The sequence below is a fragment of the Collinsella aerofaciens genome, assembly GCF_039752985.1.
In the GTDB taxonomy this organism is placed as follows: domain Bacteria; phylum Actinomycetota; class Coriobacteriia; order Coriobacteriales; family Coriobacteriaceae; genus Collinsella; species Collinsella aerofaciens_BT.
The window spans coordinates 3,872-8,936 of record NZ_JBDMHA010000074.1; the positions used below are offsets into that span (position 1 = coordinate 3,872).

The 5,065-nt window shown below is 57.9% G+C and carries 6 protein-coding genes, 2 tRNA genes and 1 pseudogene; 7 read left to right on the forward strand and 2 right to left on the reverse strand.

Going from position 1 to position 5,065, the window contains the following annotated elements:
* Positions 1-309, forward strand: a pseudogene (locus ABHR76_RS08805) (hypothetical protein); the annotation flags it as partial.
* Positions 310-466: 157 nt separating this feature from the next.
* Here the strand turns inward: ABHR76_RS08805 and ABHR76_RS08810 are convergent.
* Together ABHR76_RS08810 and ABHR76_RS08815 are read right to left on the reverse strand one after the other, a co-directional pair.
* Positions 467-557, reverse strand: a tRNA-Ser gene (locus tag ABHR76_RS08810).
* 48 nt (positions 558-605) lie between these two features.
* Positions 606-696: transfer RNA gene (locus tag ABHR76_RS08815), tRNA-Ser, on the reverse strand.
* A gap of 504 nt (positions 697-1,200) precedes the next feature.
* On the opposite strand from ABHR76_RS08815, the gene rpsF reads away from it, so the two are divergent.
* The 6 genes from rpsF to ABHR76_RS08845 all read left to right on the forward strand — a co-directional run.
* The gene (gene rpsF / locus ABHR76_RS08820; protein WP_006235831.1) at positions 1,201-1,494 is read left to right on the forward strand and encodes a 30S ribosomal protein S6; all 294 of its coding nucleotides are present in this window, start codon (positions 1,201-1,203) and stop codon (positions 1,492-1,494) included.
* A gap of 48 nt (positions 1,495-1,542) precedes the next feature.
* Positions 1,543-1,995 (forward strand): single-stranded DNA-binding protein, encoded by a 453-nt coding sequence (locus ABHR76_RS08825; protein WP_006235830.1) that lies wholly within the window; start codon positions 1,543-1,545, stop codon positions 1,993-1,995.
* A gap of 72 nt (positions 1,996-2,067) precedes the next feature.
* Positions 2,068-2,334: a 30S ribosomal protein S18 gene (gene rpsR, locus ABHR76_RS08830; RefSeq protein WP_006235829.1), complete on the forward strand. Its 267-nt coding sequence runs from the start codon at positions 2,068-2,070 to the stop codon at positions 2,332-2,334.
* Positions 2,335-2,349: 15 nt separating this feature from the next.
* Positions 2,350-2,889: a 50S ribosomal protein L9 gene (rplI, locus tag ABHR76_RS08835; RefSeq protein ID WP_022094073.1), complete on the forward strand. Its 540-nt coding sequence runs from the start codon at positions 2,350-2,352 to the stop codon at positions 2,887-2,889.
* Between the two features lie 218 nt (positions 2,890-3,107).
* Positions 3,108-4,505, forward strand: a complete 1,398-nt coding sequence (dnaB, locus tag ABHR76_RS08840; protein ID WP_006235827.1) for a replicative DNA helicase — start codon at positions 3,108-3,110, stop codon at positions 4,503-4,505.
* A 93-nt stretch (positions 4,506-4,598) separates the two neighbouring features.
* Positions 4,599-5,065: adenylosuccinate synthetase (locus ABHR76_RS08845; RefSeq protein ID WP_346977414.1), on the forward strand; the 467-nt coding region annotated here is incomplete at its 3' end.

Below are 5,065 nucleotides of genomic sequence, written 5' to 3' on the forward strand. Positions count from 1 at the left end.
CTCGTGACCTATAAGCGCAGGGCGCTCGGTATCGAATATAAGGGCGGTTTTCACGATGAGCTCGAGCGCAAGGGAGCAGATGCGGAGCGAGAGGCCGTTCTCTCCCAAATGGGATATCGAATCGTTACGCTCACTTCGGCTCAGTTCAGTAGTCAGCTCGCCTTTCACCGCGCCATGAACAACATTCGCGAAGCACTCGGCATGCCTCGCTGTGCCGACACCGGGTACCAGAGAAAACAAAACGAACTACGCAAGGCACTTATCCGCAACTGGAAGGGCATGCGAGACGAAGAGGCACCTTCCGAATAGTGCCACTCCCGTGAACTCAATCCAAACGTGTACGTCAGCCTTCAAAGATGTCGAAAAATGTCGGTTTTGGAGGGTGACGTACATGTTTGGGGAAGCGTGGGATCGAGACGTATTTCGATAACAAAAAAGCCCCATTGCTGGGGCTCATACCATCTAATGGCGGAGGAGGAGGGATTCGAACCCTCGTGACCTTATACAGGCCAAACGGTTTTCGAGACCGCCGCATTCAACCACTCTGCCACCCCTCCGCGTGGGGTAAAAACAAAGCAGGCTCGAAGGCCTGCTTTGGAATTAACTGGCGGAGAGTCAGGGATTTGAACCCTGGAGACGCTTTTGACGCCTACACGATTTCCAATCGTGCTCCTTCGGCCACTCGGACAACTCTCCGTTAAATGCGAAAGTCAGTATACACGAGGAATCGCAAAGTGCAAACAGAAAAGTTGGCATTTTTTAAAACGCTTGGCCGCGCTTGGCGTTGCAGTGGGGTTTGAGGTGCCAAAAAACGGCTTCCGACCAGCGTGGTTGATCAACTCAATTGTTCAAAAGGAGTATTCATAAGCGACTTGGCAATGAATTTAAAAATCTTTGGGTGGTGCTGTGGACCACTGGTATGCATTTTGCGACCACAGCCTTGTGCCCGTTGACCTGCGGCTTGGCTCAGCTTGTCCCCACGGCACCGTATCTTGTCCACAGATCTGTCAAGCTTTTGGTCGGCATTTGGTTGGAATGCGCATGAAACGTGGTGCGAGTATGGGCATATGTGGAGGTCATGAGGTTGTAGCTGCATATTCTTGCGGCTTGGGAGGTTGAAAGATATTATTACCAAGTCTTTTCCTGCTTCAGGCGCACCTTCACGACCTGAAGCCACATTTGCCCAGAGGAGGTGACAATATGAAGGCTTATGAACTGCTGTTCTTTGTTGACCCGTCGCTCGACCCCGAGACTCGTCTCGCTGTTATGAAGCGTATCGATACCACGATCGCTGAGGGCGCTGGCAAGGTCGACTCCGTTGACGAGTGGGGCAAGCGCAAGCTCGCCTACGAGATCAACGACCTCACCGATGGTGACTACACCCTCATCAACTTCCACGCAGATCCTACCCAGATCGCCGAGCTTGATCGCGTCCTGCGCATCACCGACGCTGTGGTCCGCCACATGATCGTCCGTCGCGACGACCAGGAGTAAGACTGTCGTTTTGGACTGGGCTTGTGCCCCAAGAGGAAGTAGTGAGTTATGAGCATCAATCGAGTGAACATCACCGGTAACCTCACCCGCGATCCCGAGCTGCGCGCCACCGCCGGCGGAACCCAGGTTCTGTCCTTTGGCGTCGCCGTGAACGATCGTCGCCGCAACGCGCAGACTGGCGAGTGGGAGGACTATCCCAACTTTGTCGACTGCACCATGTTCGGCACCCGCGCCGAGGCCGTGAGCCGTTTCCTGGCAAAGGGAAACAAGGTCGCGATCGAGGGCAAGCTGCGCTACAGCTCTTGGGAGCGCGACGGCCAGCGCCGGAGCAAGCTTGAGGTCATCGTCGATGAGATCGAGTTTATGAGCTCCCGTGGTGGCCAGGGTGGCTACGATCAGGGCGGTTACGCCCCCGCAGCTCCCGCGCCCGCAGCACGTCCTGCCGCACCGGTGGCTACGCCGCCCGCGGTCGACGTCTACGATGAGGACATCCCGTTCTAAGGGTTGTTCACCTATTTTTGAGTGAGAGGCGGCTTCGGTTCGCCGAAGTTGCCAAACGAAAGGTATTTTGACATGGCTAATGATTTTTCTGCACGTCAGCCGCGTCGTAAGTACTGCCAGTTCTGCAAGGAGAACACTGAGTTCATCGACTATAAGGACACTCAGCTTCTCCGTAAGTACATGACCGACCGTGGCAAGATCAAGCCCCGTCGCGTCACTGGCGCTTGCACGCAGCATCAGCATGACATCGCCAACGCCATCAAGCGCGCCCGCGAGATGGCTCTCCTGCCGTACACCGTCCCCGTGGTTTCCTCTCGTGGCAACCGCGACCGCGGCTAAGAAGGGAGACGCATCATGAAGGTTATTCTTCTCGATGAGATCAAGGGCAAGGGCGGCGAGGGTGACGTCGTAGAGGTCGCTCAGGGTTACGCTGAGAACTTCCTGTTCCCCAAGAAGCTCGCTGTTGCCGCCACCAAGGGCAACCTCAAGCAGCTTGACGAGCGTCGCAACAACATCGCCAAGCGCGAGGCCGTCCGTCTGGCTACCGCCAACGAGACCAAGGCTGCCTTCGAGGGCAAGACGGTCACCGTTGACGTCAAGGTCGGCGACGAGGGCATCCTCTTTGGCTCCGTTACCGCCGCTATGATCGCTGACGCCATCAAGGCTCAGCTCGGTATGGACATCGACCGCAAGCGCGTCGAGCTCGGTAAGCCCATCAAGGTTGCCGGTGCCCACACCGTTGCCATCTCGCTGTACCGCGAGATCAAGGCCGAGGTTGTCGTTCTCGTCGGCGTTACCGCCGAGGAGCTCGCTGCCGAGGCTGAGGTCGAGGAGGCCGCTGAGGTCGCCGAGGCCGAGACCGCCGAGGTCGAGACTGAGGCTGCTGCCGAGTAGCATTTGCTGCAACGCAACAATCTTGTTCTAAGAAGGGCGCTCTGGAAAACCAGGGCGCCCTTTTGTTTTTTGCGCTGAGTGAGTGTCATGGTGAACGTTGCGTCGAAGTCCTATATACAGGACCGTTCATCCGTTTGGTTCGGTGATGATTGGCGGCGCGCGGCGCGTTTTGGGACCGTGGCTGATACTATGGATGCTCGCAAGCGATATGAATGAGGATGCTCATGGCATATGACGATAGGGAGACCGGGCTGACGGTTGAGGACCGCGGCTCAAAGTTGGGTCTTCCCCAAAACCAAGATGCAGAGGCCAATGTACTGGCCGCTATGCTGCTATCGCCCGAGGTGGTCGAAGAGGCCCAGGTCGAGCTGCAGCCCGATGACTTCTACCGCCCCATTCATAAGACCATCTATACCGCGATGGTCGATATGTACAACAGCCGCATTCCCATCGACTCTATCTCGCTGATCGATTACCTGCGAAGCATCAACAAGCTCGATGCCGTGGGTGGCGAAGCGTACATTTTGGAGTTGATGGGTCAGACCCTGTCGCTCGTGAACTGGCAGCACCATGCCGCCATCGTCCGTCGCGACTCGATGCTGCGCGAGCTGATCGGCGCCACCAACGAGATTAACGCGCTGGCCTATAACGCCCCCACCGACACCAAAGAGGTCGTGGAGCTGGCCGAGAGCAAACTGCTCAAGGTCACGGCACGCGAGGTCAAGTCGAGCTACAAGACGCTGACTGAGTTTATGGTCGAGGCCTATAACGAGGCCGAGGAAGTGTGCCAGGCCGGTGGCCAGGCTGCGGGCGTGCCCACGGGCTTCCCATCGCTCGACCGCATGCTCATGGGCTTCCGCGAGGGTCAGCTCATCATCATCGGCGCCCGTCCTGCTGTAGGTAAGACGTCGTTCGCCCTGAATCTGGCGCTCAACGCTGCCGCTGCCGGTTATACCGTCGGCTTCTTCTCGCTGGAGATGTCGGGCAAGGAAATTGCCCAGCGTCTGATTTGCGCCTACGCCATGATCTCGATCAGTGACTTCCGCATGGGCCGCATTAGCCCCGAGCAGTGGGCCAATATCAACGAGGCCACGCAGACCTTGTCCAAGCTCGATATTCTGATTGACGATACGCCCGGCACCACAGTGACCGAGATTCGCGCCAAGAGCCGCCGCATGCTCCATAACAAGGAGAAGGCAATCATCATCCTGGACTACCTGCAGCTGGTGAGTCCTCCGCCGGGACGCCGCTCCGAGAGCCGTACCGTCGAGGTTTCGGAGATGTCGCGTGGTCTGAAGATCATGGCCAAGGAGCTCAAGATCCCGCTCATCGCGCTGTCGCAGCTTTCGCGTCAGGTTGAATCCCGTACCGGCAAGCGCCCGCAGCTTTCCGACCTTCGTGAATCGGGCTCCATCGAGCAGGACGCCGATATCGTTATGTTCTTGGACCGCTCCGCCGACGAGGCCGAGGCCTCGCGCGACGATCGACCCGACGAGGGCGTCACGCGTATCGTCGTGGCCAAGAACCGTTCGGGCCCGATCGGCGACGTCGACCTGATGTTCCTGCCGGCATCCACCAAGTTCTATGAGCTTGATGGGGCACATGCCGAGGAGTAGGACAGGCGCCCGTTGCACGGGTATACTGGGAATGTTTTGTGCTTCTGCGTGCCGGCGTGGCGCGTAGACAGTCCATGAATGTAAGGAGTAAACATGCCGTCAACCGTTTTGGTCGGTGCCCAGTGGGGCGATGAGGGCAAGGGTAAGATTTGCGACCTGGTCGCCGGCGACTTCGATGCCGTCGTGCGCTACTCGGGCGGCAACAACGCCGGTCACACCATCGTCGTCAACGGCAAGAAGTACGGCCTGCACCAGGTGCCCTCCGGCATCATGTATTCCGACCACGTGTCGGTGATCGGTAACGGCTGCGTCGTCAACCCCAAGGTTGTCCTTGAGGAGATCGATATGTTCGAGGCCGACGGCATCACCACCAAGAACCTCAAGATTAGCGGCAACGCGCATGTCATCATGCCGTACCACATCGATCTGGATGGCGCCTTTGAGCAGAAGCTCGGCAAGAAGAACATCGGTACCACCAAGCGCGGCATCGGTCCGTGCTATCAGGACAAGATGGCCCGCATTGGCCTGCGCATGCAGGACATGCTGGACGAGGCGCTGTT

Coding starts and splice junctions, on each gene's coding strand:
- rplI (WP_022094073.1), top strand. CDS start 2,350: ATGAAGGTTATTCTTCTCGATGAGATCAAGGGCAAGGGCGGCGAGGGT.
- dnaB (WP_006235827.1), top strand. CDS start 3,108: ATGCTCATGGCATATGACGATAGGGAGACCGGGCTGACGGTTGAGGAC.
- ABHR76_RS08825 (WP_006235830.1), top strand. CDS start 1,543: ATGAGCATCAATCGAGTGAACATCACCGGTAACCTCACCCGCGATCCC.
- rpsR (WP_006235829.1), top strand. CDS start 2,068: ATGGCTAATGATTTTTCTGCACGTCAGCCGCGTCGTAAGTACTGCCAG.
- rpsF (WP_006235831.1), top strand. CDS start 1,201: ATGAAGGCTTATGAACTGCTGTTCTTTGTTGACCCGTCGCTCGACCCC.